The 25,727-nt window shown below is 52.1% G+C and carries 23 protein-coding genes; 8 read left to right on the forward strand and 15 right to left on the reverse strand.

The features are described 5' to 3' along the window. Window positions 1–313 (forward strand): transposase (locus H6B51_RS10625; protein WP_204883666.1); only part of this gene is annotated, 313 nt, incomplete at its 5' end. A 341-nt stretch (window positions 314–654) separates the two neighbouring features. On the opposite strand, the gene H6B51_RS10630 is transcribed toward H6B51_RS10625, so the two are convergent. The 6 genes from H6B51_RS10630 to H6B51_RS10655 all read right to left on the reverse strand — a co-directional run bounded on the left by H6B51_RS10630 (window position 655) and on the right by H6B51_RS10655 (window position 12,994). Next, entirely contained in the window at window positions 655–1,776 is a 1,122-nt protein-coding gene (locus tag H6B51_RS10630; protein ID WP_204883667.1) for a cysteine desulfurase family protein, read from the reverse strand. A 215-nt stretch (window positions 1,777–1,991) separates the two neighbouring features. Beyond that, complete coding sequence (locus tag H6B51_RS10635) at window positions 1,992–3,488, reverse strand: BREX system Lon protease-like protein BrxL (RefSeq protein ID WP_204883668.1); 1,497 nt, start codon at window positions 3,486–3,488, stop codon at window positions 1,992–1,994. 14 nt (window positions 3,489–3,502) lie between these two features. Next, window positions 3,503–5,542: a PglZ domain-containing protein gene (locus H6B51_RS10640; protein WP_470382114.1), complete on the reverse strand. Its 2,040-nt coding sequence runs from the start codon at window positions 5,540–5,542 to the stop codon at window positions 3,503–3,505. A gap of 6 nt (window positions 5,543–5,548) precedes the next feature. Further along, window positions 5,549–9,721, reverse strand: a complete 4,173-nt coding sequence (locus tag H6B51_RS10645) for a hypothetical protein (protein WP_204883670.1) — start codon at window positions 9,719–9,721, stop codon at window positions 5,549–5,551. Further along, window positions 9,700–12,108, reverse strand: coding sequence for a phosphoadenosine phosphosulfate reductase domain-containing protein (locus H6B51_RS10650; RefSeq protein WP_204883671.1), 2,409 nt, complete (start codon window positions 12,106–12,108; stop codon window positions 9,700–9,702). Before H6B51_RS10650 ends, H6B51_RS10645 begins: the two co-directional genes overlap by 22 nt. Further along, window positions 12,101–12,994, reverse strand: coding sequence for a hypothetical protein (locus H6B51_RS10655; protein ID WP_204883672.1), 894 nt, complete (start codon window positions 12,992–12,994; stop codon window positions 12,101–12,103). Before H6B51_RS10655 ends, H6B51_RS10650 begins: the two co-directional genes overlap by 8 nt. 403 nt (window positions 12,995–13,397) lie before the next feature. Here H6B51_RS10655 and H6B51_RS10660 point away from each other — a divergent pair, with 403 nt between their 5' ends. Then, window positions 13,398–14,300, forward strand: a complete 903-nt coding sequence (locus H6B51_RS10660; RefSeq protein ID WP_243421253.1) for a DDE-type integrase/transposase/recombinase — start codon at window positions 13,398–13,400, stop codon at window positions 14,298–14,300. A gap of 736 nt (window positions 14,301–15,036) precedes the next feature. On the opposite strand, the gene H6B51_RS10665 is transcribed toward H6B51_RS10660, so the two are convergent. The 7 genes from H6B51_RS10665 to H6B51_RS10695 form a co-directional block, all read right to left on the reverse strand. Next, a complete protein-coding gene (locus H6B51_RS10665) occupies window positions 15,037–15,675 on the reverse strand; it encodes a Fic/DOC family protein (protein WP_204883674.1) in 639 nt (212 codons plus the stop codon). Between the two features lie 2 nt (window positions 15,676–15,677). Next, on the reverse strand, window positions 15,678–15,872 hold the full coding sequence (locus H6B51_RS10670; protein WP_204883675.1) for a hypothetical protein: 195 nt from the start codon (window positions 15,870–15,872) through the stop codon (window positions 15,678–15,680). 202 nt (window positions 15,873–16,074) lie between these two features. Further along, window positions 16,075–16,941: a hypothetical protein gene (locus H6B51_RS10675; RefSeq protein WP_204883676.1), complete on the reverse strand. Its 867-nt coding sequence runs from the start codon at window positions 16,939–16,941 to the stop codon at window positions 16,075–16,077. A gap of 3 nt (window positions 16,942–16,944) precedes the next feature. Further along, entirely contained in the window at window positions 16,945–17,868 is a 924-nt protein-coding gene (locus H6B51_RS10680) for a hypothetical protein (protein WP_204883677.1), read from the reverse strand. A gap of 57 nt (window positions 17,869–17,925) precedes the next feature. Then, the gene (locus tag H6B51_RS10685; RefSeq protein ID WP_204883678.1) at window positions 17,926–18,246 is read right to left on the reverse strand and encodes a plasmid mobilization protein; all 321 of its coding nucleotides are present in this window, start codon (window positions 18,244–18,246) and stop codon (window positions 17,926–17,928) included. After that, window positions 18,227–19,324, reverse strand: a complete 1,098-nt coding sequence (locus H6B51_RS10690; protein WP_204883679.1) for a site-specific integrase — start codon at window positions 19,322–19,324, stop codon at window positions 18,227–18,229. The genes H6B51_RS10685 and H6B51_RS10690 overlap by 20 nt, the downstream gene beginning before the upstream one ends. 12 nt (window positions 19,325–19,336) lie before the next feature. Next, entirely contained in the window at window positions 19,337–19,522 is a 186-nt protein-coding gene (locus H6B51_RS10695; protein ID WP_204883680.1) for a helix-turn-helix domain-containing protein, read from the reverse strand. A 392-nt stretch (window positions 19,523–19,914) separates the two neighbouring features. Between H6B51_RS10695 and H6B51_RS10700 the strand changes: the two genes are divergently transcribed. Next, window positions 19,915–20,130 carry a helix-turn-helix domain-containing protein gene (locus H6B51_RS10700; RefSeq protein ID WP_204883681.1) on the forward strand — a complete coding sequence of 72 codons (216 nt, stop codon included), beginning with the start codon at window positions 19,915–19,917 and terminating at the stop codon, window positions 20,128–20,130. Between the two features lie 118 nt (window positions 20,131–20,248). Here H6B51_RS10700 and H6B51_RS10705 read toward each other — a convergent pair whose 3' ends face one another. Further along, window positions 20,249–20,509, reverse strand: a complete 261-nt coding sequence (locus tag H6B51_RS10705) for a helix-turn-helix transcriptional regulator (RefSeq protein ID WP_204883682.1) — start codon at window positions 20,507–20,509, stop codon at window positions 20,249–20,251. Window positions 20,510–20,624: 115 nt separating this feature from the next. Between H6B51_RS10705 and H6B51_RS10710 the strand changes: the two genes are divergently transcribed. Next, window positions 20,625–21,065, forward strand: a complete 441-nt coding sequence (locus H6B51_RS10710; protein WP_204883683.1) for a hypothetical protein — start codon at window positions 20,625–20,627, stop codon at window positions 21,063–21,065. Window positions 21,066–21,253: 188 nt separating this feature from the next. On the opposite strand, the gene H6B51_RS10715 is transcribed toward H6B51_RS10710, so the two are convergent. Beyond that, on the reverse strand, window positions 21,254–21,730 hold the full coding sequence (locus H6B51_RS10715) for a hypothetical protein (protein WP_204883684.1): 477 nt from the start codon (window positions 21,728–21,730) through the stop codon (window positions 21,254–21,256). A gap of 149 nt (window positions 21,731–21,879) precedes the next feature. On the opposite strand from H6B51_RS10715, the gene H6B51_RS10720 reads away from it, so the two are divergent. The 4 genes from H6B51_RS10720 to H6B51_RS10735 all read left to right on the forward strand — a co-directional run. After that, window positions 21,880–22,188 (forward strand): helix-turn-helix domain-containing protein, encoded by a 309-nt coding sequence (locus H6B51_RS10720; protein WP_335342146.1) that lies wholly within the window; start codon window positions 21,880–21,882, stop codon window positions 22,186–22,188. Window positions 22,189–22,338: 150 nt separating this feature from the next. Next, entirely contained in the window at window positions 22,339–22,560 is a 222-nt protein-coding gene (locus tag H6B51_RS10725; protein ID WP_204883686.1) for a hypothetical protein, read from the forward strand. Between the two features lie 20 nt (window positions 22,561–22,580). Then, window positions 22,581–23,993 (forward strand): hypothetical protein, encoded by a 1,413-nt coding sequence (locus tag H6B51_RS10730; RefSeq protein ID WP_204883687.1) that lies wholly within the window; start codon window positions 22,581–22,583, stop codon window positions 23,991–23,993. Next, window positions 23,990–25,727: hypothetical protein (locus tag H6B51_RS10735; RefSeq protein WP_204883688.1), on the forward strand; the 1,738-nt coding region annotated here is incomplete at its 3' end. The genes H6B51_RS10730 and H6B51_RS10735, both read left to right, overlap by 4 nt.

A 25,727-nucleotide genomic window follows, 5' to 3' on the forward strand; every position in this document is an offset into this window, starting at 1 on the left:
GCTGGATCATCTGCCGTGCCTGCGAAATTTACATGGGAAACCTACCTGTCATCCCCGGAAACTTCATGCCGATAAAGGATATGATTTCCCATTTTGCAGACAGGCGTGTGCCGTGCGGCACATAAAGCACCGAATTGCCAGACGAGGAGTGGAGAGTTCCTCGCATCTTGGAAAACACCGCTGGGTTGTCGAGCGAACCTTTGCCTGGCTCCATCGGTACAGACGTCTGCTTGTCCGATATGAACGCAGGGCTGATATTCATTTGGCCTTTCTTACTCTGGCTGCCGCTTTGATTGCTTTTCGGTTTTGTTAGGCACTCTTAGTGACATTCGCTTCAACGCTAGGCCTTGTTTGAATATTGGCGATATGCCCAGCGGCGAGGGATTTTGGCTGCTGGCAAGCAATTTTTTCGCAGGAATCCTGACAGATTTCAAGAAAAAATTGGGCCGTCCAGCGGGTAAAAGACCCGCCGATTGGGCGTGTTGACAATTTTCAAACAAGGCCTAGACAGTCAAAGAGATTCATTCCGTTTCCCTGCGCACTCGATTTAATAGTTTTAGTTCTTAGCATTGAACGTCGTGCCACATATATGGTGGTAGGCACTTTATTCAGTCGACACTGTCGCTGTCATGGGCAAAGGAACTTTTTTACTTTTTATCGCAAAATGCGAATCAGTGCGTCGGCTATTTTATTAACCTCTGTAACGGTGTTTTCTTTCCCCAAAGATATCCGAATCGTACCGCCAGCCAGCGTGTCATCCAGGCCAATGGAACGCAACACATGGGAGATTGCCGTATCTTTACTATTGCAGGCAGAACCCGTGGAGATACTTATTCCCATCAAATCCATCCTATGCAAAATTGCTTCCCCGTCTTTTCCTGGAAACGAAAGGCTAATCAATCCTGGCAGCCTTTCTGTGCCCCCATTTCGCTGAAAGCGGATCCTCGCACCGGCAAGTCGGCTTAACAGACTCGTCTCTAGCCTTTGGAGGTGAGCTTTCTGCTCCTGAACTGACACACAGCTCTTCCGTAGCGCCACGGCCATCCCCACAATCGAGGCGACATTCTCTGTACCTGCCCGCAGTCCGCTTTCTTGGGCGCCCCCATCGATATACGACGCCAGAGGTACTCCCTTCCGGATATAGAGAAAACCAACTCCCTTCGGCCCGCAGAATTTGTGTGCAGAAGCCGACAGGAAATCTACGCCCAGAATCTGGACGTCCAGATCCACATGCCCCACCGCTTGGACGGCGTCTGTATGAAACAGCGCTCCATGGCTATGCGCTACGGTACACAGCTTTTGGATTGGCTGTATGCTGCCGATTTCATTATTGGCAAACATGATTGATACAAGCCTGGTCTCACCGGATAGGGCGTGTTCCAGAAGCGCCGGGGAAATCTGTCCCTCTGCCGAAGGGCGCAGATAGGTAACCGGATAACCCAGTCGCTCGATTGTTCTGCACGCATTCAAAATTGCATGATGCTCAAAGGCAGAAGTGACGGTAGGCCTATGGGTCGGATCTGACAACGCGGAGCCTTTTATAACCCAATTGTCGCTTTCGGTTCCACCAGAAGTGAAAAAAATCTCCTCCGGCTGGGCATGAATGCACGCAGCGACCATGCGCCGTGCCTCTCTGATCGCCTGTTTTGGCTTTCTTGCAAACGAGTAAAGCTGCGAAGCATTGCCGTATGCATCCTGAAGCCATGGGAGCATCGCTTCCAGTGCGTCACCGTCTAATCGAGTCGTTGCCGCATGATCGGCATAGATATGTTCCATTGCGAGATCCACCTCACAAAAACAGGGTGCACCCTGCCTCCTTAAACTCTTCCGCCTTTTCCATCAGAACCGCTTCCTCCACCTCTAACGCGTTGGCCAAGCAGGATAGACACATAATTTTCTTTGTATGGCGATCAAACAACTTTTGGCAGAGCCCTTTAGAAATCTTGTCCACTGGTTCGTCACAGACAATACAGGTATATACTTTTCCCATCTTAATCATTCCGTACGGCATACGACGCCATCTGCTTTGCCCCAAATTCGTTAGGATTGATGATCTTTAATTGCTCCAGAACCGTAAATTGCATTTGTTTTGCCGGCTGGAGGCAATAACGGTTGAAATCCTGCTTAAACTTCAGGGCATTTACCATTTCTTTGGAAGCATGCGGGAAAAACAGCTTCAAGTAAGCGGTGCAAATCCGCAAAACCGCCTCCTGCTCGCGTCCGGAGATGTCCGAGCCTTGGATAGTAACCAACTCCTCTACAATAGCGCGATAGCGCATGGTCTCAGCTGGTGTGCGCAACTGGTGCAGAATCTCGGTAAAATACTCTGTGTTCAGCGCCCAGCCGTCCATGTACATATTGGGCGAAAGAGCCGGAATATACTTTCCCGGGATAAATCCGTGTATCCTCTGCAAAAGAGCACTGTCTCGGAAAATATCCGGCAGTTCACGAAACATATCCTTTCTAGCGTCCATATCATTTACATCTATGTTGCCCAAAAAGATAATGCCCGCATCGCCGTCAACGCGGTTTCCGCCCACATTTACGAATCCATCTTCCATATAGCCTTTGAAAATACCGGCCATTTCTTTGTCGTTGGAAAAAGAAATAGACTTGATCTCATCAATCGCAACAAAATCGTTGAAGGTCACTAACCCCCGCGCTTTAGCACCGGGCCGCATATCCAGGAATAGTTTAGCGCGACTCAGGCTGCCGCCGCCGGCTAACCAGCCGTATTTCCCGATTTTCCCAAAAATATAGGACTTGCCTGTCTGCTGGGGCGCCAATTCAATCAAATTAACCCGGGGTTCTACAAATGGCAGCAACCGCGTCAGCATGGTGTGTTTGGCCAGCCATGTGTCTGCGGCAGGATTGCCCTGCTTTTGAAAACCGTCCGCGCAGTAATCAATGGCCCCCAGTAAGATATCCATCCATTCCTCGGTATCATCATATGCAGCACGGGCTCTGCGGTAGGTGTCTAGCCGCACCGTATACGGACAAAAGTTTTTAAAATCCAGCAGCGTAAATCGGCCGTTTTTTTTATTCTCTTCTGGCGGCATATAGCCCAGCTTCAACAATCCCCAGCCACCGGACTCCTTGAGCAAATCATCTTTCACTCGCTCCCAGACATAATCCTCGATAATAGTGTTGGAAAAAGAAAAGCCCAGATCCGGTAGTTCAAAGCAATAGTAGTTAGCATTGGAATTGAAAGAAATGTTAATTTTCGCAAGAAAGGGACGAGTCTCGCCGTTGCTTCTCGCTGCGTCTTCCAATGCACCTCGCTCACTTTGCCGCGGGATGACACTGTCAATATACTGGCTGAGCGCTTCCGTATCAGCAACACGTCCATCCGGTCCAGCTTTTTTCCGGATGATCCAATCCCTCAGAAACGCTTCTATTTTCGCCGCTTTGAAAATGGCGTTCGTAGAACGGTCCTTATAGATAGAGGTCTGTGGAAATACCTTTCTTAGCTTTTCTGTATCGTACATAGTCTTCTCCCATTTCACAGGATATCAAAGGCTTCGTCTTCCAAAAATTCTTCTTCCGGTTGCAGATTGACCGCAGTCGCAGCCTCTCGAGTAAAGACCACCAGTGGAACCAGCCTTTCTTCCAGAGAGGCACCGCCATGTAGCCCATACAATTTGCTCCCCCGTTTGGGTAGACGGTGATACCCCTTTCCTACAAAATATGTGAGACCGTCTTCGGGGTGGTACACGGGGATCGTACCATCCGGCGCCTCCCGCCCGGCAGTGCTCACGGTATATCGCCAGTCCTCCGGGTCCTCCCACGGGATGGTTTGCACCAGGTTTTTGCGGTATGCCGTGACAGCCAAATAGGAGACACCGTGGTCGGCGGTTACTACAACCCGCTTATATGTCTGCAGCCCCTCTACGACTCTGGGTAAAACCCGCTTGTGAAACAGCAGCAGCGTTTCGGCCAGGTTTTCCTCATACCGACATGCTTCAAATTTGGAATATCCGGCATGGGAGATGTCATCTGCCCGCTTTACCTCCGGCAGCCTACAGGAATTGCTCCATGAAATGGGATTAAACTGTGTGGATGAGGGGAGATTTACGGTGACAATCTGACGGCTCTCCAGGTTCAGGTGGTTGTGGTTGGCCAAATTGCACAGCAGCGGATAATACTCCGCCCCCATACCATCCACCACCAGCAGTCCAGTGCCTCCATCGTCGTAACGCCTCAATACCATGTCCCGGTGCTCGATCTCCGGAGGAACTTCCACATCATTTGCCAGCTGCACAAAGTCTGCATCCACCCAGTCCCGCAGCCGATTGTAACGCAACTGATGAAAATACTGTGTCAGCACCTGGTTGCCATAGGAATAATACGGATCCAAATAGAAATTTAGGATCGGCATGGACCGGTCGAAATCCTCAGGCAACCGCGCCGTGCCGCCCAATTTAGCGGCACGGCGGATCAAGCCCTGCATTTCAACACTTGTGCCGCAATTGAGGAACGGCACAGACCGGCCATCCTCCTCCGTTCGCCTCACAAATTGCTCGATCAGGGGTTCAATCATCCCCATGCGCTGCAGCACACGGCCCCGCTCTTCTGCCAGAGATGCTGCATGAGAGTCTCCCAAAAGTGAGATGGCCGCAGTGACTACGTACTGTTGCAAAAAGGTCTCCGCCGTTGGTGCCTGAGCCAGGACGTGATAGAGATACGTCGTAACCGAGAGTTTGCCCTTCAAAAGCCAGACATAGAAGTCCCAAAGTGCATCCTCCCTCAGCCGAGCCAGCTGCATGGGCGCCCTATCACAGGTGAGGTAGGCTTCTCCCCCAAACCGCTGCGTTAAAACCTCATTGGGCGTAGCGCTGCATTGGGCGCATTGACACAGCAACTGGTCCGCCTGGGCAGGTTCAAACGAGCCGTCAATTCCATAGAGCTTCTCCAGGGCATCGCCGCCGTTGGTGACAACTGTGAGGTAATGAGCGCCGGCGGAGCGCAGCTCCTTTTCTTCCACGGAAAACCGGTACTGTCCGCTGGGGATATATATACCCAACTGCTCCAACGCCGGGACAACCATGGGCACGGCCCTCCCAGCTGGCACCCACTTGGCGGGGAACAGCTGGATCTCCAGGTCGTCAATTGACGCGATCTCCCCCTGGAAGTGGACAATCTGCATGGCATTTTCATATTTCGGATTGCTATGTGGCAGAAAAAAGAGCCTTCCGATTAAAAACCGCCCATGGAACTCCTGTTGCTCTATTAGGGCATACAGGCCAACAAAGAAGTCCCGCCAGGCTCGCTCTTGTAAAAATACGAGATAGGACTCAATGCCGACAAATACCGTGAGGCAATGGGACGTACGGCCGAATCTCTGCATGGTATCTACCATGGCCGCTGGACTGGGGAGCCATTTTGTATCTCGGGGAAGCAATTGGGAAAGAGGCACAACCATGGCCCCCTTGTCGCTGTAGTCCGATACCAGTTTGGCCGCTAACTCTCGATTGGGTGGCACTTCAATTCGCGTGCCGGGATCGGACAGATAGGGCAGATACTCATTTAAGGTGTATTTCATCACACATCACAGCTCCAAGAAACGCAGCCCAATATCCGGGTCGGTCTTTACCAACTGCAGCAGCGTCTTCTTCAAGGTTGCGGCGTCCATGTCCTTCAGATTGCGCACAACCTCCGGGGCAAATACGTCGCGATACTGTGCCCGAATAAAGGCCCCTATTTCCGGATGCTCGGGCCATCGGTTGGGGTCGCTGCCGCATTGCTGGCCAAGATATCGCAAGAGAGACGCCAGGTCGATTTTTAATTTCCGGTACTTTTCCGGAACAACGGTCTGCAAAAACACGGTTTGACACCGGGAGATTGTGACAGAGCTGAGCACTTCCAGTTCCGCCTGGGCCTGCCGCAGCGCCTCGTTGGAATAATTCTGCGGCGCACGCAGCAATTGCAGCAGTTCCCGCCCGTTGCTCGTCTCTGCCAAAACTGTCCAGGCAGGGAGCTTGGTGTCAAAGGACCAATCGTCAAAGGTAGAGAATCCTGAGATCCGCTTCCATTCCTGCCCGATCTGCCGGATCAGCGTGTTGCGAACATTTTGATCTAATAGCCTCCGGAGCAAAGCAAGATATTTTTCCGTCGAAAGCCCAGCATGGTAGTCTGGCTCCAGCGGCAGCTGGGTCACAAGATCCAGCAGGTCGTCCCGGCCCAGTTTCCCGTCGCCCAATCGCTCTGCAATCATCGCAAGCGCCAGCTTCTTTTCCGGATCGTTGTAGAGCGCATCAAGCACTGCGGCGCCATCCTCCATGGCCTCCAGCAAGGTATGGGCGTTTCGGTCACCCTGTAGCATTTCGATCAGCTTTGCAATTGCCGGATATTTTTCGCCCACCATTGCCAACGGGAAGCCAGCCGTGGCCATTTTCCGCTCTAGAAGTGAGAGAATTTCCCCATAGGAGGCATATCCGGCCAGTCCCAAGAATCTGCGGGCAAGCTCCATAAACCGGTAGGCGTCATGCACCGCTGCGATCAGAGCTGAAATATCCAACGGGTTCCAGAGCCATCCTGTGGTAGATACAGCTTGATTTAGAATCATATCGCAGTACCCATGGCTCAGATCCTCCACCCGTACGGCAAGAGAAGCGAGCTCCGGATTGGCGCTGTCCACGTAGTGCCGGAATGCACTGATATAGACGGACTCCTTTGTATAGGATGCCACCGTGGCGATCAAATCCGAATGGCGCAGCAATGCTCCACCCACGTCAGAGATGGCAGCGTTAAACTCCTCTTTGTTACCTTTGGAGCTAATCTTGAGGGCGGTGCACAGAGCATCGATTACGATGGCGGCCGGCTCATGCTCCGGGTGGACTGCTCGGATATAGTGGGCCAGCACCCAAAGCGGCACTCTGCAGGAGGTTTCTTCCACACGCCCGGAGATGGCACGCAGCGTATCATTGGGCGTAGCTCCCACAGCCGGCGGCAAGCCAAACAGCTCTCCGGCCCGCTCCGCAAAAGTCTTGTCCTCTTTGGAGAGGCGGCAGATCCATTTTTCGTTGCCAGTCTTCTCGGATACGGTGGCCTCGATGATCTCGGCCAGCGTCTCATCGTCCAGGGGACGGTTCAGCTGCCCGTTGGTCCACTGACAGTTTTTCTCCAGCAGCCACCGGGTGCAAAAGCCCAGGGTAAAGGCGCTCAAGCCATTGTATCGCATGCCATAGGGCGCCCGCCTCAGCTCCAGATATGCCTTCCGCAGCGATAATTGCCCGCCTTTGCCGACGGTATTGGCATACTTTTTCTCCAACAGCGCCCGGATTTTGCCAAACAAATGGGTGGGATTGGCCGTAAACCATGCATCGTCCTGGGAAATTCCCTGGGATTTTAAGGATCCAATCAACTGGCTCTGGGGTGCAGAGGCGCTGAAACGCAGCCCCGCCAGCGCCCACGCTTTCAGCGCTTTATTGCCAAACACGGTGATCTGCTCCGTCAGGAGATCCGGACATGCATCCAACACGCTTTTGGTATAGCGATGCAGAAATGCGTTTATCTGAGGCCAGGTAAGGCGCTCCGCCTGAATGGCACCGGCTGCCGTGTCGTAATACCGGATATCCAGAGTGGTATTGGAGGCTTTCAGCCTATCGGTCCAGGCTTTCTCAATCCGTTCAAAACTGGCTTTGATCTGGTTCTTCGCTTCGATTTTGTTTTCCAGCAAATACTGGGCATACAGCCCCACATATTCATCCCAGAGCTTGATATCCTTTTCGCAAAATGTAATATCCGGGAAGGATACCATTACAATTCTGTGTCCACGGAGATTCTCCAGCAGCCGCGCTTCTTTCTCCTGGAGCTGCATCTGTTCCGTGCGGTTTTTGGCGACTACAAACCAGAGGCAGACCGATCCGTCGTCCCGTCCCAGTCCACTGCTATATTTCTCCCTGGTGGCAGTATTGAGATTCGTGAGAGCGGTGTGGGTTCCGTCGGAAACCCGGATATCAAAACGACCGCTGGAGAATTTGGCGCGCACAGTTTTCGTCTGCGCCTCCATCTCCGCCCTGCATTTCTCCGAAAGGAGTTCATGAAACTGGCTAGAAAGCTCATTTTTCTTCTTCTCCAAATCATCGCTGCCAACGGTTGTGGCGTAGAGATCGATATTGCCGCCCGCAATGGAGAAGCAATGGCGGTTTTCCGCCAAGTCCCGCAAAATACCGAGGACATCCATTACCACGCCATCCCCCCGGAAGGAGAGCTCCACGTTCTCAACGGTGGGCCGCAGCCGGTCGTGACCATTGGGATTGAGCCGAGAGAGCAGGGAAAACAGCAATACCGTCTTCAGCACCCGGATTTCCGGCTGTTCGTCACTGTAGTGCCCAAACTCCCGGGCGCGAATCCTGTCGTATTCCATACGAATCGCGACAATTTCTTTGCTCTGACCGGAATCCTCTCGCTCCATAAAGTATTTCCAGAGGTAATCCACTGTCAGAAATTGACGATGGAAGACAGCGGGGCCTCCGGTAGCAATAAAATCCTGAAACTCACGGCCATCTGCGCTGCCCTTGAGATACTCAAAAATACTCCGCTGATTAGAGCGCGCCGACTCTGCCAAAAATTTTAACAGAAATGCCGCCATAGGGTGAATCGGCAAAATATCATAGAAGGATTGACGTGAGACATATGCTTCACTGGTCTCCAGATCACGGAACTGATCCACCACAGAGACCACACTGTTCCAAAGTTCTTTCTTTTCCTGATCCCATTTTTCCGCGTCTAACGGCTTCATTGCGTGGGCCGCCAGACGGAACGCAATGTCGTTGGGCATTTGGAGGTTGCGGAAGTAAAAGCGATCTTTCGCCTTATTGGCGCCGGGAGAATTCTCTCCATAAAAAGCGCTTAGCTCCTTATGGGTCACAGGCACCAGGTAAAAATGGTTGTTGGCAGGTGCCTCGGTAACCTCTTCAAAGGTTTTTAATGTTCCGCTGTTGGCGTCAATAAAATCGGAAAACTCATCAAAAATATAGATGATCCTACTCAGGTGATTGGCGGTGCAAATGGCGGAAATCCAGGCACGGAAGGTTGGCACATTGATGTTCAGGTAGATATCATCCCGGTGAAATACCGCCTGCACGTCCTCAAGGAAATGCGTTGGCGTAGATCCCATATTCTCCTGTCGCAGCTTTTCCTCCAGCTGCGGCACAGAGCAAATATCCCCTTTGAGTGACTTCATGTCGCTCAGCATGGTATCACGGGTATAAAAGAAATGCTCGCCCTCCCGCCTAAGGCGCTCAAGAACCAGATCAAGATTGGCCTTGGCCGGCACCGTCATGTTCTGTTCGCCTAACGCAGCAAGGATCCCCTTCTCCAATCGCACCAGAAACTCCTCGTGAGGCCCAACGCCGGAGGCATTGTAGTCATAGACCACCAATGTGCCCCGGGCGCGCGCTTCAAAGAGGCGCTTCTCCAAATTGGAACAATTTGGAATTACGTTTGAGTATTCGGCAAACCACCGATGAACGCGGTCCGGATCGTCCATATAGAGTTTATGGGTGACCAGGGCGGCATTGCTTTTTCCTGTACCGTAGTTGCCGGTCAACCAGACAGATTTTTGTTCATCAAATAACGTATTTAAAAAATCCAGGTATTTGATATGGGGATAGAAGTCCATCCACGTCTCCGGCGTCTCATTAATCGCCTCCTGCGTCATGTTCGCAGTGTACTTTGCCGGAACCGTAAAAAAATCTATATAGTGCTTCTGTTCCATGATGAACCCTCCTGGAGCGCAAGGGTAATGACATCTTCCGCGGTAAACTTATCGGGGAAAATACGGATCTCATCATTGCCGTGGGTAAACGTGGTGGCAATATAATCAGGATACCGGCTGTGCAGGCCTTCACAGATGCGCTTGAACGCCCCTGCCGAAATGCCGAAAACAGGAAGCGGAGAGAGATAGGTCGATTGGTTGTCGGCGTCCATAAGCCCTGTCACTGTAAATGTACGCTGATCGCCCAATGCGGCGTTCAGGTACAGGCCATAGAGCACAGCCAGCGGATGGGCAGTTTTGATGAGCCTTGTAACGGACACAATCGTTTTACCCTTTGACTCAAACTGAACCATGGCGTTTTTCCCCCCCACGGGAGATTTAGAGATCATATCTTTAAACGCAGCCAGCCCCCCTTTGATTGTGGAGGCGCTGAGTTCCGGATAGTCTGTCCGAAGCATATCGGCCAGTTTGTCTATGGAGTAAGCCTCTCCAAATTTCGTTGCTGTGACAAACCACTTCACAAGGGCTGCATGATTGGACAGAGTCATCCAAATGATCTCCCACCCCAGCGCCGAATCTCCGCCAAATTTCTCAAAGAGATCTACCAGAATGGTGGGCTTTCGCGATCTGCCGTCGATCAACCCGCCTTGCTGGAACCAGGCACTGGCAGCCTCCACCATCTTCTTCCCCAAGGGATGTTGATCGGTCCAGGGGAAAAAGCTCTCCCGCATTTCCACTAGGGTAGAAATCCACAAATTTGCGTCTTTTTCTCGCAGTCCAAAGTTATTATAGCGGTTGATGCCGCTCATCTTGTTTTTCTGCTCAAGTTCGCTCTTGTACATGGATTTATACCTCCAACAGCCGTTGTCGATATTGGTAAAGCATTTTTGACAATGCACACATTTTTTCTCATCAATCTGCATGGTACCCTGGGAAAAATACAAGGCACCATGGGTGCATTCCGCCTCACAGGCGCGGCAACCGGCACAGGCAGAAACTTTTTTCAGCATGGTGCGCAGCAACGGCGTTACCGCAATTCTCTCATCCTCAGAGCGAAACTGCACTGTCAGCACACCGCCTCCACCCGAAAGGGTACGGTAGGAAAAAGGAAGTCCTTCGTCCAGCGTATGGGGAAACTTCAGTTTTGTCTCCCCAGTGTCTGGGTGTGCGACCACCGACCCCAGGGGCTTAATCCACGTGTGAAACCGGGCTTCGTCAAAAAAGGCGCTTTTGAAGGTCGTTTTGCCTCGCTCTACCAGCTCCACCGGAGCCGTGATGGTTTGATTCAATATAGTACCGCTTTTTCTGGCCTGCCAGCCTTGGCTTGCTAAGTAAGCTCGTTCTTCCTCCCGGTTTGAAAAGGATTTATTCACAGCGTGTAAAATGGCATCCGCATAAGGCTCAATCAGGCCGGGGTAGGCCGCATCCACCAACCAGACATACTTCTCTGAAGACTCCGGACACATCGCACAGCCTACCCGTGGCAGTCCCAACCGATAGGCTCTATTTAAATAAAGGTTATTTTGGAACGTATACAGCCACAATTCATGGGCACCCCAGTCCAATAGTGGCATGCGGTTCATTTGAGAGGCATTTTTGACGCTGTCATTGGCATCTTCATAAAAAGAGCGATGGAAACTCTCCTCTCCACGCACCCCAACAAAGGCCATAATGCGAATGGCTGGCTTCCCCAGCATGGTCTTGAGTCCAATCAGAGCCGGCGTACTTTTGTGGATGGAGCAGCACCAGCGAATCGTTCGGGACGGAGGCCCAAAAGTGTTCCAGTTTTCCAGTGCCCGCGTATGTGCTTTGGCGCAGATGAACGTACGCTGTGGATACATTTTCTGGATTGTCTCCCAAGTCCGATAGGTGTCCGGCAACTCCATATCTGTATCACTAAAAATCACAGGGACATCCATCGGCAGCACTTCATGGCAGAGGTGGAGCAATGCCACCGAGTCCTTTCCACCCGAAAAAGCTATATAGGCCGCATCACAGCGCGCAATATCTGCGTCGTAAAGCTCTTTAATACGGCGTTTCGTATCGTCCACCAGTGCCTTTAAAATAGCCTCATTTTTCCGAACCATTTTATAGATATCCACGGGAATCAGCTCCCTTTTTCCTTCGAAAAAACATGAAATCTCGATAGGTTTTCCATACTGCATCGCATTGCACTGGGCCACTTTCTCGCCCCGGTCGTAGTAGACATTCTTTTGCGCCCAGAGGAGCGGCCCTGTCGTATGCGGATCATAGGAAAAATAGCGACTGAGTCCCGTAAGTTCAATTTCTTCGGCAAACACGGGTCGAATTTCATTGGCAACATATTTTCCTGTGGAGGTCGTCAACAGGAGGCCGCCTGTCTCTTGATCCCACACATAATCATACATCTTCTTCGGTTTCCTCCACAAAGCATCTTGCACGCCAAACACGCCGTTCCAATGCTGAAGCGTACAGAGAAACGATGCGCTGAAATGACCTGTCATCCCCAATATTGTATGCGTCCCGGAAATGGTACCCTATGCGCACACTGATCAAGGCGTGGATAATATCCTGGGACGGGGTCAGCGAAAGCCGCCGTACGTCGTCCATCACCGCGTTCAGAACTGCAGGAAAAGCGGAATCAATTTCGAGCGATTCCACAGTTTGGTAGCATATGATGTCGTTGATGTTTGTTTGTACAATATTATCTGTATATTTATCCAGTAATTTCCGCAAGAACTCTACAGAATAATAGGAATACCACTCCAAAAGCTCTCCTTCGGTGACACAGCCATGTTGCTCCAGTGTATGTACCACCTTCTCGGCAGCAGCCTCTGCTGCCGCAGAGGCAGATAGTCCTCTGTTTTTGATAATCTTGATGTTCATAACGCGACCAAAGCGAATGCTACAAGGTATTTCCCAAGTCAAATAATCTGCAAAATCTCCCAGATCCCGAATACAGGTCGAAGATCCCATAGCAAGAAATTGCTTAAATAATGTCTCAAGCACAATACACCCGTATTGGTTCAGTGCATCTTGAATCACATCTCCGGCCACAGCACTACGCTGTGCTTCATTCGCTACTGCATCGCGCAAAAAAAACAGGCCATCTCTGCGTTGAAACATGGCACATCGCAACTTGGTCAAGATTTGATTGTCCAACACACAGCCCACATGATCTTCAAGAAGGCGCAAAACCGTGCTCTCAAAACGCAGACCACCCGCATAGTGTTGCCGAATGGAATCCAGCAGTTGTTCTGGGATTTCCAGATCCTCGTCGGCAGGAGTTAACATACACACACCTCATCTATTCTTGATGCACAAAAAGAGCAAGTCTCTCATGCACACATTACAATTTTTCCGGAGTATTTGGATCACTTTCAACTAGCTCGCACTTTACCGCACCGGTGTCGCTTTTGGAGTCGAACCATTTAAATACCATTCTACTTCTTTGGGCAGCACCTTCTGCAACATTGCATTGTCTTATACTATATTTTAAAAATTATAACAAACATCGCACAAACCGTCAATGTATTCGGCACGACGTTTCTGTTCAAACTGTAGGAGTACAATACATATTGGACAGTTGAATAAAAAAGGATGAAGGATACGGCCTCATCGGATAAAGTTGAGTTGCCAGACAACAACTTAACGAGAGGGGGCCATATCCTTCATGAGCAGGAGTATAACACAGGACATGGCGTATCGGCAATCCTTAATGAAATACACGGAGAAATACGGCGTCAGCCGCGCCGGCCGGAAGTACAACAGGAGTCGGTCGTACATCTACTTCTGGAAGGCCCGCTGGGACGGGACGGTGCAGTCCCTGGCCTGCCAGTCCAGGCGGCCCCACAGCCATCCCAACCAGCACACACAGGCGGAGCTGAAGCTGATCCAGGACATACGTCGCCGCAACCCAAGCCTGGGTATGGTGGAGCTGTGGCATCGGCTGCGGCAGAGAGGCTATACCCGCCGCCCAGAGAGTCTGTTCTGGGTCATGCGCAAACTAGGACTGTTCCCTGCACCTGAGAAGAAGAAAGCGTACAAGCCCAGACCGTATGAACAGATGACCTATCCAAGCCAGCGAGTCCAGGTAGATGTGAAAGTAGTGCCCCGTAGGTGTATTGCAGACCACGAGCTTCGCCTGTTCCAATATACCGCCATTGACGAGTTTACTCGCCTACGCTTCTTGGCAGCATATCCTGAGCAGAGTACCTATTCCTCTGCCGACTTCTTGAAAAGGTTGTTCAAGTGGTATGCCCGCCGGGGCATCCGGGTGGAATGTGTCCAGACGGACAACGGCTTTGAGTTCACCAACCGCTTTTCCAACAGTAAGAGGGACATCCCCACTTTGTTTGAAGCCACTGCCACCGAGTTGGGCATCTGTCGTAAGCTCATCCGCCCCTATACACCCAGACACAACGGCAAAGTAGAGCGCAGCCACCGAGAGGACCAGAAACGTTTCTATTCCTGCCACAGTTTTTACTCACTGGACGATTTTGCAAAGCAGCTCGCTGTTCACAACCGCCGCTCCAACAACTTCCCTATGAGGCCCCTCCACTGGCGTTCTCCATTAGAAGTCACTGTCCAATATGTTTGACAAACCTACATTCGGCACGACGTTTCTGTTCAAACTACCTAACAATACCAGCAGTTGCAATCTCACATAAAGGCAGATAAATATCAGCCCCGCCTGCATTCATAGTGAATTAGTAAACATCTATACATAAGAAGTTAGGAAAAGCACGAATATCACCTGCGAATCGGCCACTAATTCCTTTCTCGGAGATAACATGTGCAATTACTTTCTTGTAGCTTAGCTCCTTCAACATTGCGCTTTTTCGTTGGATAGATGCGTCCAGTCCACCCGGTATCATTTTTCACAATTCAATACAGCTATCAGTTAACCTTCTCTCTCATATGTATATTACACCGATTTTGCCTCGGTTTTTCTTCACCCATTTTCTCGTCTTGCTCGGATATTTTTCTAGACATAGCTAAAACTTTTGGGAACCTCCGGCAATGCCAGTAATTAAGGATACCGAAAAAGTGGTGGGTGTCACTCTTTCGAGTGGGATACATCCTGCTGCACACATAATTTGGCCACCTTTGGCGGGCGAATTTCATACTTATGGCCTGAAACATATTTTCAACTATGTATATGTTACAGCTGAAATCCATTCTGATTGTTTTCGCACCTGCGGGCACAAACTCTGTAAAACTTTTTCGACTCGCCAGGCCACCGGCACTATTGGTGATTTTTTTAAATTTACAAGTTTCTACCTATTGCAGTAACACATCTGTTACATATATGATACATAGCTACCTGCTACTGCCTACATCAAGTTCGGATCCATATAACTTAAATTAGTTCTCTCGCTCTCCAGGCACAACGTCAATACATCGCAAAATGCCATATCATTGTCTACCGATGCAACCGCCGCATCCATCAGCGTGTTCCTGTCTGTGTTGCCCCAGTTGATGGAAAGCCCATATTCCAGAGCCATACAGCGGATCAGTTCGCGAATACTGCGTCCATTTCCCTCCCGAAATGGGTGAATGACGTTCAGCTCCGCCATTACACGGGAAAGATTCTGGATCTGCACCTTGGGGTCCTTCTCATGCAGCATATCCAACTCGTGGATCGCCCGGAACACACGGCGCAGTTCCCGTTCAATCAGATCCGGCGGGTAAAAGCTGGTGTTTCCTTTACTGATCTGCTCCCGGCGAAGATGACCTGCAAAAGAGTACACATCTTCAAAGAGAAAGCGGTGGATACGCAGCAAATGCGTCATGGTAAACCGGCCCTTTATGGGCGTCTGCAGTAAAACCAGCTGCTTTACCGCCACGAACTCCTCCTCAGCCCGTTTGAGCTCACCGCCATCACGGATATTCAATTTGTTTTTCAGCACATCGCTGTCCGGATAGCAATAAATGGACTGCACCGTAGTGTAGACCTCATATCGTGAGAACATGGTCAGCCTCGCTTTTCATATTTCATCCGCAGCTCCTGCAGGACCTGCTGGTAGCTGGCCTGGCCGGTGGCAATGCGGTCCAGATTGCTGCGGGTAGCCTTGCTGATGGTCATCCCCTCGGCGGCAAAGGTACCGCGAATGTTGCGCAGATTGCTCTTGTACTGCTCAGAAGCGGAGATCGTCTGTTTTGTCTTCATGCTGTGTCTCCTTATGACATTCAAGCCATATATTAAATGGCGTCAAATCGGTCAAAGATACGCTGTACAATTTTATATCCATAGGATAGCATAAACCCGGAGCGAACTCCACAACAAATTATCCTATTGCCCCGCCCTATCTTATGATTCCTGCAAGAAGCGGCCGCCTGGCAGGACGGCCGCTTCATCTGCTCCTATCTGGTTACATCTCTGGCTGTGAATTCACCTCTTCAAACTCGCTGCTCCAACGGGCCTCAGGGGGGACCAGAGCCTCAATCTCGTCCTCCCACTCCTTTACCGCCTCCTTCAGCCGTCCGCCGTCCTCGGCCTGCCGGGCACAGTCCTCCAGATAGCCGTCCAGCTCGGGCAGGCTCACCCATCTCTCCATCTGATGAATGGCGCTCAGATATGCCTCCCTGCTTACCTCCGCCTGCCTGCCGTCCACAGTGAACAGCTCCCCCTCCACACAGCTGAGATACTGCACCGAGGGGCGCTCCCCCCAGGGGAGCAGCCACCGCGCCAGCTTCACGCAGCGCCCGGTCTCCGGCCGTGGATACCGCTCGGGCGGAACATCCTCCAGCTCCTTCACCAGGCAGCCGGTAATCAGATGCTGCACCGTCTCCAGCGCCAGAGGCAGATTGTGGGTAGGTACGATGATCTCCTCCATGGTCTCAAAAATCAGTACCTCCGCACAAGCCTCGTCAGTACACCCCTCCTCCCATCGCTCCTGAAGGGAATCCGGCAAATCCCGGGCATCATATATCCCGCCGGTGGGGTGGTCGCAGCCGGTCCCCTCCCGGATGTCCTCCAGTACCCGGGAGGCATAGAGGGCCCCGGTGAGCGCCGGGCTGGCCTGTCCGGCCAGCTCCAGCGCCTGGGCATCGCTCACCAGCTGATGGTAGACCTCATACAGCGCGCTCTGGCCCGCCATCTGTTCATGTTCCCACACCCCGTCCGCCAGAATATGTATCTGTTCCAGCGCCCGGGCCACCTGGGGCCCCGCCGGTACGGTGACAAGGATACGGGCCCACATGCGCAGATTGAAATCATTGATGACCTGCAGTGTCATATCTCAGTCCTCCTTTTCCTCTTCAAGTTCATAGCGGGACAGATTCTCATAGAAGCGGGAGAGTTCCCAGAAGCTGTGAAACTCCTTCCTCTCCGTCCAGTACATCATGGCCCACAATTCCAGAACCGCCTGGTCGTCCTGGTTGGGCGCCCTGTCCTGACTCAGCAGAATCCGCACCTTCAGGTCCAGCAGCTGCCAGAAGCAGTTGACCAGCACATCGTGGTCCCAGTACACCCCCTGTCTGGCCAGCGTAGCGATGATGTCGGCGCACTGGTAGAGCTCCTGAACATCGGCGTCCCCGGACAGCACCCACGGTCCCAGAAAGCGCAGGCGCTCACCGTCATAGACCAGGAAGAACATGGCGAATTCCTCCGCGCCGGCGGCAATGCAGTCTGTCACCTGACTCCAAAGGCGGTATTGATGGCGCAGCAGCGGGTTGCGTCCGTCCTCAATCAGGCTGGGTACGGTGATGTGGATGAGAAGTTCCGTGAGCTTCTTGTGCAGGGCTCTGGCCGCCTCCTCCCGCTGGTTCTTGGGCAGAGCCTGAATGGACATAAGCAGATAATCCCGGCGCTCCAGATAATTGGAGATGCTGCTCAAAAACGCGATGGAGCAGCAGACCTGAGAGAGGCTGCGGCCTGCGGCGCTGGCGGAGATAGGACGCTCGAGAAGCTCCCGCCAGTCCTCAAGCGCCTGGCGGTTGGGATGATTTTCAGGCAATTGTTCGGTGACAGTCTTTACAGTCTCCATCAGAGGGCACTCCAGAATCTTCTGAAACTGGGAGGCCAGATTGCGGATGGCGTCCATGCTGTCGCTGCGGGACAGGTATTCTCCGAAACGCTTGAGCGCCTCTTTCGCCTTCTGGGGTGTAAAGGAAGCGGCCAGGTCTTTTAAATAGGCAGCGGGGCTGACAGGAATACGCATCATATATAACATCCTTTCTGATATCGATTGTAAGCAGCAGCAAATCAACTTTCGGGCTGCTCAGTTGGATTTCATACCGTCATAAATCTTTGATACAAGGCGAATGGTCTCCTGAAGTTCCTGGCTGACCTCACCTCCTTTCCCAATCCGCTGGAGCTCCAGAAAAATCTGGCGCATCTGCTCCTTCAATGCCTTATGCAGGCGGGGACTGCCCACTACCACAATGTCCTGGGCCTGCAGCCGCCGGATGATATACTCCTGCTGGGTCAATCCGGAGAGCTTTACCCGGGTGCGGATCTCCTCCCGCTCCTCCTGGGAGACACGAAAGGCCACCGTCAGATTCCGCCAACGTCCCCTCCGGTCACAACTTCTGCTGGACAAACTCCCCCTCCTCCCTTCTCTGGTCCAGTTCGTCCGCCATCTGGGTCTGAACGGAGGGGAACAGGTGGGCATAGCGATAGGTGATGTCGATGCTCTTGTGGCCCACCCGCTTTGCGATGGCCACCGCGCTGTACCCCATATGGATGAGCAGCGACACATGGGAGTGGCGCAGGTCATGGACCCGGATGCGCTTCACGCCGCTTATGGCCGCTCCCCGCAGGATCTCCTTGCTTAAAAAGCTCTTGCTCACGGGAAAGACCCGGTCGGTGGGTCTCAGGTCATACTGCATGGAGAAATACTCCTGCATCTCCTCACAGAGAAACGCCGGCAGCGCCACCGTCCGCACACTCTGGCGGGTCTTGGGGGTGGTGATCTGGTCTTCCCCATGGATGCGGTGATAGGTCTTGGTGATTCTCAGCTCCCGCCTGTTGAGATCAAAATCCCCCCTGGACAGCGCAAGCAGTTCTCCCTCCCGGATGCCGCACCAATAGAGCAGTTCAAAGCAGTAGAAGGAGACCGGCTTGTCCATAATGGCCTCGGAGAATCGCCGGTACTCCTCCTCCGACCAGATTTTCATCTCCCCGCCCTCTTTTTCCCCGATGGCGCCCGCTGTCCGCGCGGGATTCTGGGACAGCTTATAAAACCGCACCGCATGGTTGAAGATGGCGCTGAGCTGGTTGTGCAGCGTCTTCAGATAGGTCTGGGAATAGGGCTTGCCCTGAGGCGTGCGTTCCTTCATCATCTGGTTCTGCCACTGGATGACCTCCACCGAGCTAATATCCCGCAGCCGCAGCTCCCCAAAGAAGGGCAGCAGCTTGGTCTCAATGATGGCGGCCTTTGTGGCCCAGGTGCTGGCCTTCAGCCTGCTTCCGATGTTCTGCTGATAGATTTGATAGAAGTCGGCAAAGGTCATGTCCAGGCTGGAGTCCAGCCGCTGGTGAAAGGCCTCCTCCCACTCCACCGCCTCCCGCTTGCGTGCAAACCCCCGCTTCATCAGATGTTTGGTCTTCCCCGTCCAGTCCTTGTATCGGTCCTTTACATACCAGGTGTTGGTCTTTGCGTCCTTGTAGACTGGCATGGCCCACCTCCGTCAGGCGGTGGCGCCGCCGTAGACCTTCTGCTCGAAGTAGGTCCTGCTGACCCGTCCCGCCACGACTAGATAGCCCATTGCCGACAGCTCCTGGTTGAGCCTGCGGATGATTTTGTACGCCGTGGGTACCGATACATTCAAATACTGCGCTACATCGTCCGCATTGAGAAACCTCTTGTTTTCCATAACTACAGCTCCTTTTCTGTTTGATTGGAAAACAAAACACCGTGCAGGTGAACTCCCTGCACGGTGTTAGCCATAGAATATGGCGGACCGACATCGCGGAACTGCCTGCAATTTTCCCTTGCGAACAGGGTGAAAAACAGGTATACTAATCCCGCGGTGCGGATTGAATCCGTTGCATGGGTGCCGAGATCACCTATGTAGGCATACGGGAGCTGCAACTCCCGTATGCTGCCGTGTTTTTTGTTTTCTGAGGTTAGTATAGCACCATTATATTCCTTTGTCAATAATTATTTTACCTTTTAGGGAATATATTTTACCTCGCATTATTTGACCGTTTAACTGTTGACCTAACCTATAGGAGCGTGTACTATATATACGAGGGAGATGAAGTTATGGGATGGAGCTATAACGGCTTATGGAAGCTGCTGATCGATAAAAAGATGAAAAAGACAGACCTGCTCACCATTGCAGGCTTGAATCCCAAGACACTTGCGCGTCTGGGAAAAGATGAAACCGTCTCCATGGATGCCCTCGGCAAGATCTGTGAGTCTCTGGAATGCCAGATTGAAGATATTGTAAAGTACGTTCCAGAAAATAAAGAACCGTAGCATTGTCTGAACCCGCAGATGTGCAGGTCTGTCCATCAGCAGCACCGGCGGATATCTCCATATAACATGAAAAAGCCTGTAGGATTTCTCTCTTCTGAATCCTACAGGCTTTTTATATTCACAGATCGCTCGGCTCATCAACGTCCAGGTCGAAGAAAAAGTCGTCATAGGTGCATCCGTATATCTTCCGCAGTTCAATTAAGACGCTGGCTCGGATGTTCAGCTCGCCGGCCTCATATTTGGCATATGTGGTCCGCCCGATGTCGCACCCACGTCTCTGAAGTTCTGCGCAGAGTTTCTCCTGTGAGATTCCCCTCTCTATCCGCAATCTGCGAAGGTTATTTCCCATATTGCGGTCCCGGCGGATTTTCTGTTCCATCCCCTCACCTCCAGCAAACTTGACCAGTATTGGTTGCAACCCACACTATCGTATGCTATAGTGAGAGAAAATATTGTCCGCTATACTGGTCAATCTTTGCGTGGAGATGAATTCTATGTCCACCTGTACCTTCTTTGGGCATAGGGATTGCCCAAGTACCATCAAGCCAAAACTGCGGAAAGTGCTGGTAAACTTGATTGAGCATTGTGGGGTAACAGAGTTCTATGTGGGTCGTCAGGGTGCCTTCGATGCCCAGGTACGCACTGTTCTGCGGGAGTTATCGGCGGAGTATTCCCGGATTCACTATGCCGTGGTGCTGGAGCGATTGCCTGACAAACAGCTTTGTCCGGAGGAGGAAGTGTTCTCCGATACCATGCTGCCGGAGGGAATGGAGCTGGCGCCTCCTCGCTATGCTATCTCATGGCGCAACGATTGGCTGCTGAAGCAGGCGGATTATGTGGTGACCTATATTACTCATTCCTGGGGCGGCGCGGCTCAATTTGCCGCAAAAGCTGTTCGGCAGAAAAAGACGGTCATTAACCTCGCTGATTTTTGAAGGTAAACCGCTAATAATGCTTGCCGTACAAATGAGATTCTGCACACCTGTTATTGTAAGCCAGCACGTACGCTGGCGTGGCAATCCGGTTTTCCGCAAAGAGGAGGGACGCACTCCGATGATGAGTGCGTCCCTCCTCTTTTTGCCCGCTGTCAGAATATAAAATCAACCTTTGTTCGGTACAAAATTCACCTGAGGCTATCTTTTGAAATACACTGGGCAAGATTTTCTACCCGCATGAGCCCCTTCTCTTCCCGCTTCTGTGCGTAGGCGACGAGTTTTCCGGTATTGCTGAATCCATATGCGGCATAGGCAATCAGATAATCACAGGTCTCTACCATATATCGATTAGTCCGTACGATTGCCAGCCGCCTGGGAATCCGCTGATCTTCCCAGGGATAGAACGTCCCATCAAAGCAGCCAGGTGCAGAGATTGGATGATCTGCGGGATGATACGGCAGCACCATCCACGCCTGTACCTCGCCGAAACGTCCTTTGAGCTGCTGAATGACCTGGGCTGCTATTCGGTCAAAGCGCCCATAGTGGCCAACGTAAAAGCGATCCACTCCGTATTGAAGGATATGCCGTTCCATCGCATCCCGCAAAGCTGGAATGACCTCCTCCCCCACATCGCGATTGCCCATTATAAAGCAGCTTGCTCCCATCCCTCGGCCCCCACAGTATCCAGCTAAACTATATTGATATCCCATTATATCTATTTTATTTATATATTTCAATGATAACCACTATTTTAACCAGACAGAATAGTCCTCGCCATATAGTAAAATCATACACAAGCGAGGTGAGGATTGTCGTGGAACAAGCTGACTTTATTAACCGTCTGGTTGAACTGAGGTTGGACAAGGGTGTTTCCGCAAGAGACATGAGCTTGTCCATCGGCCAGAGTGCGGGGTATATCAACAACATTGAAAATGGCGTCAACTACCCCTCCATGGCTGTCTTTTTCTATATTTGTGACTATCTTGGTGTAACGCCCAAGGAATTTTTTGATACGGAATCAAAAAGCCCCACCAGGGTTCAGGCGCTTCTCAACGCGGCAAAGGATCTGAGCAGCGAGCAGCTTGAACACCTGATCGCGATTGCAAAGGGATTGAATAAGTAAACAAGAAAAAAAGAATGCCCCGCGCATTGGATCTAAAGATCCAATGCGCGGGGCATTTTCACTTTTTGCCCATTGTTTTTCCGGTTTTCTTATCCATGTTGGGTTCCTGCCATACTTCTATATCACGACTTGAAATTGGAGGAACCCATCATGTATGACCTTCCCACAAAAATTCCCGGTGCGGTTATCCATATTACCAGTAATCAAAAGTCAGAATCCGCAATTGTGCTGTCCGGCTACGTACAGGACAAATCATCCAAGAAACAACTGAGCAGCAAACATCAGTACACCTACGACCCGCTTACGATACAGCTGGAAGACGCCTTGCGGCAGCTGGCAAACCGGATTGAAAGGGCCATGGAAAGAAAATAGGGAACCCATCAAAAAAGAACATGGATACCGCCTCGCCCGGCCTCTTTACCAACGCATACCGCAGCCTGCGCGACCAGGGACTACGCAATGACAACTGGAACGACAGTACCGCCGAAGGCACCTTTACCTATTTTGAGAAAAACATTCTCAAACCCCTGGATCAGCTCGGAACCGACGTCACACTGGAAGATGTACAGGCCATCAAGAAGCAGTTAATTCAAAAAGCGGTCGAAAACAAGCGCAGCAGCCGCAGCCCTGATGTAGCCACCAAAAGCGTCTGCCAATATCTTTTTAGGTGCAACTGGATTCTGCACCAAATGGCTGAGCTGGACCTCACGCTCCCACGGGTCACGTTCGACAGCAATTATTCCGCTGAGATTCCCATGACAGAACAATTTAAATTTGTGCCAAACGAGGTGCGGGTACCCTTTGCCTATGCCTTGACGCAGCTGACTGATAACGGCCTCAGCCTGGGTGCATCCGCAATGTTTTTGATGGGAACCCGGACTGCTGAGGCCTGCGCTATCAAAATTGGGGAACTCGCCTTACGGGACGGCTGGTATGTGGACTGCCCCATTTTATTTCAGATACGCAACGGAAAACGGATCCCCCGGCTGAAAACCAACGCGGCATATCGCCATGCGCTGGGTGGATACCTGATGTACCGCCTGATTGACGCCCGGTGTACATACTTGCGTCAGCTGGGCTTTACAGAGACTGAAATTTTGGAAATGCCCTTGGTCTCCCATCCCAAAGACTGCACCCAATATGCCGACCCATCCGATCTCTCCGCCTACGCAAAAAATCTTCTCCTGGCCTGTGGGCTGACCCAGGAGCAGCTTCTGACAGCGGCTGCCCTGATCACGCGGGAGCCCGACCTGGACGAGGAAGGCAAACCGGAGACCGACATATCCGCGTATATCCTGCGCCGCGATTGGGTGGGACGGGCAGCCAACGTCTGCGGAATGTCCTCTATGGATATCGACTACCTGGTGGGCCACAAAAATCCAGCTGTCTCCGGAAAGGATTACACCAATCCGGACATTCAGGAACAGCTTGCCCGTCAACTGGAGAGATATGTCTGCCTGCCCGATTACAGCAGGCACCCCTATTTCTCGCCTATTTCTGCCCAGCCCCGCAAGCCGGCAGATTTGAATGGCTACGGAGCTTACCGTATCTGCGCGTGCGAGCAGCCTGTCCTGGTCACGCTGGACGTCACCACCTGCGAGTGCGGAGAGGATGTGCGTATCCTGACCGACGGCATAGCGATTACCCCACCAACTGTCAAATACGCGCCAAAGGACACCCCTGCCCTGCGTCTGAACCGCCCGCTGATTGGGCGCATTTTGTCCCAAGAACAATGTTATGCCTTGAAGGAAGCCGGAATGAACCTGGATCTCGCTTCCTTCCATGCAAAGGAGGAAAGCATATGAATACCGCAAAATCCGCTTCCGAAGGCAGCATCATCTGCCGCTTTGACAAAAACAACAAGGGCTACGCCCATGTGGAAGGCACCTGCCAGTACAACGGCTGCCATTTTGCATTTAATGCCAATGTGCAGCACACAGGCCCCTATCGCGTCAGAGGCCGGGTCACCCTGTTCTCCAGCCAGACCGGAACTGTACTTAAGATTCGGGGACCCCGGCAGCGGGAGATACTGAATTCTCTGCGTGCGGAGGGGAAAGAGCCTGGTCCGGAGACCTTCTCCATCATGAGCGAGTTCTATGTCAAGACCGTTCGGGACGAGGAAGGGCGAGGGGGCCTTGACGAATCTGAGCTGAAAGACCTCCGCATCTGTCTGGATGATATTCGTCAGCCCGTTCTCAATGCCGCAGAACGTCTCTACACGGAAAACATCCTGGCCATTGAGGAAGATATGCAGGCTGCTACTGTTGACACCATGAAACCCTCTTTTGTGGTTTACCGCTATCACAACCGTTTTCTGAACAATCTGTCAGGGCCTAAAATCAAGCAGGAAACCCGCAGGCGAAAAGAGCGCCAGCTAAAAAAGCTGGCCGCCCAGCTGGACAAATACACCATGTCCACCATTCCGCAGGCCGCCCTCTCCTCACTGTTTCACAAGTCGGGAAGGGATGCCGGGACTATATTTCGCCTGGCTGAGCAGTTTTGGAATTACTGTCTGGAGCTAGGAATTTATCACGGACAAAATCCCTTTACACAGTTTCTTCTGAAAAACAACACCACAAAGCGGGCCGCGCCGGATGATTTACAGCGCAAAGCCCTTGCACCCAAATCTCTTCCGGAAAAGGTAGAGCGCCTGCTGAACCAAGCACTGGAACAGGCCGCTCCTGACGACATCAAAAGCACCGGGCTGCTTTTGATAAAAGATGCCGGGTTTTCGGCCGTCGATGCCTGCAAGCTTCGCTGGGACGAGGTACATTTGAACGAGATGGGACGCACAGAGCCCACCGTGCAGTTCGCCATTCAAAAAGAATTTATCGCCGGTGCCACCCACGACTACACCAGGCCTGGAACGCCCTTCTGTGCGGAAGAACTCTGTCGGCGTGCAGAGTTCTTCCGTGCGCGTTGGGGGACGCTGGAGGGCCGCTACGTTCTTGAGGACGGTGACGGCAAACGGCTGACCAGCAAAGAACTGACTGCCTTCTGCCGGGAACAGCTCTTTCAGTGCGGAATGTTCTCCGGGGAGTTGGGAGCCGCATCCGGTGCCTTGGGAATCGGCGTTCGGCTGCTGCTGGCCCACTATAAAAACCGCATCTCCTACCTCAGCGGATTCCAACCCAACGATGGCGCTGTCAAATTCCTGCAGGGGCAGTCGCTGTCCGGCAACGTCACCGCAGATCACTACTGCAGCATGACCAGCCCGGAAGCCCAGGAGCATCTTCTCAATCTCCAGGCTCGGGACAAGTCCTTTTCCCGTCCTCTGCCTGACGACATAGAACTAGTATGCAGAGAGGATACAGACGGAAAGACCTCCTTTCTGGTTCATTCCAAAGAACCACAGCGTTTCAACCGCAGCACTGTTACCATCAGACTGGAGCCGGGACAATCCCTGGAGGTCATGGCCAACTGTATGCTGCAAGGTAAGCGCTCAATAACCACCCGTATACAGTCAAAACCCGGTAGGACTTGCAATCCTACCGGGTTCGTTTATTTGCAATCAGAGGTCTCCAAATATTTACGGCGTT

The sequence above is a fragment of the Pseudoflavonifractor phocaeensis genome, from assembly GCF_016901955.1.
Classification (GTDB): domain Bacteria; phylum Bacillota; class Clostridia; order Oscillospirales; family Oscillospiraceae; genus Flavonifractor; species Flavonifractor phocaeensis_A.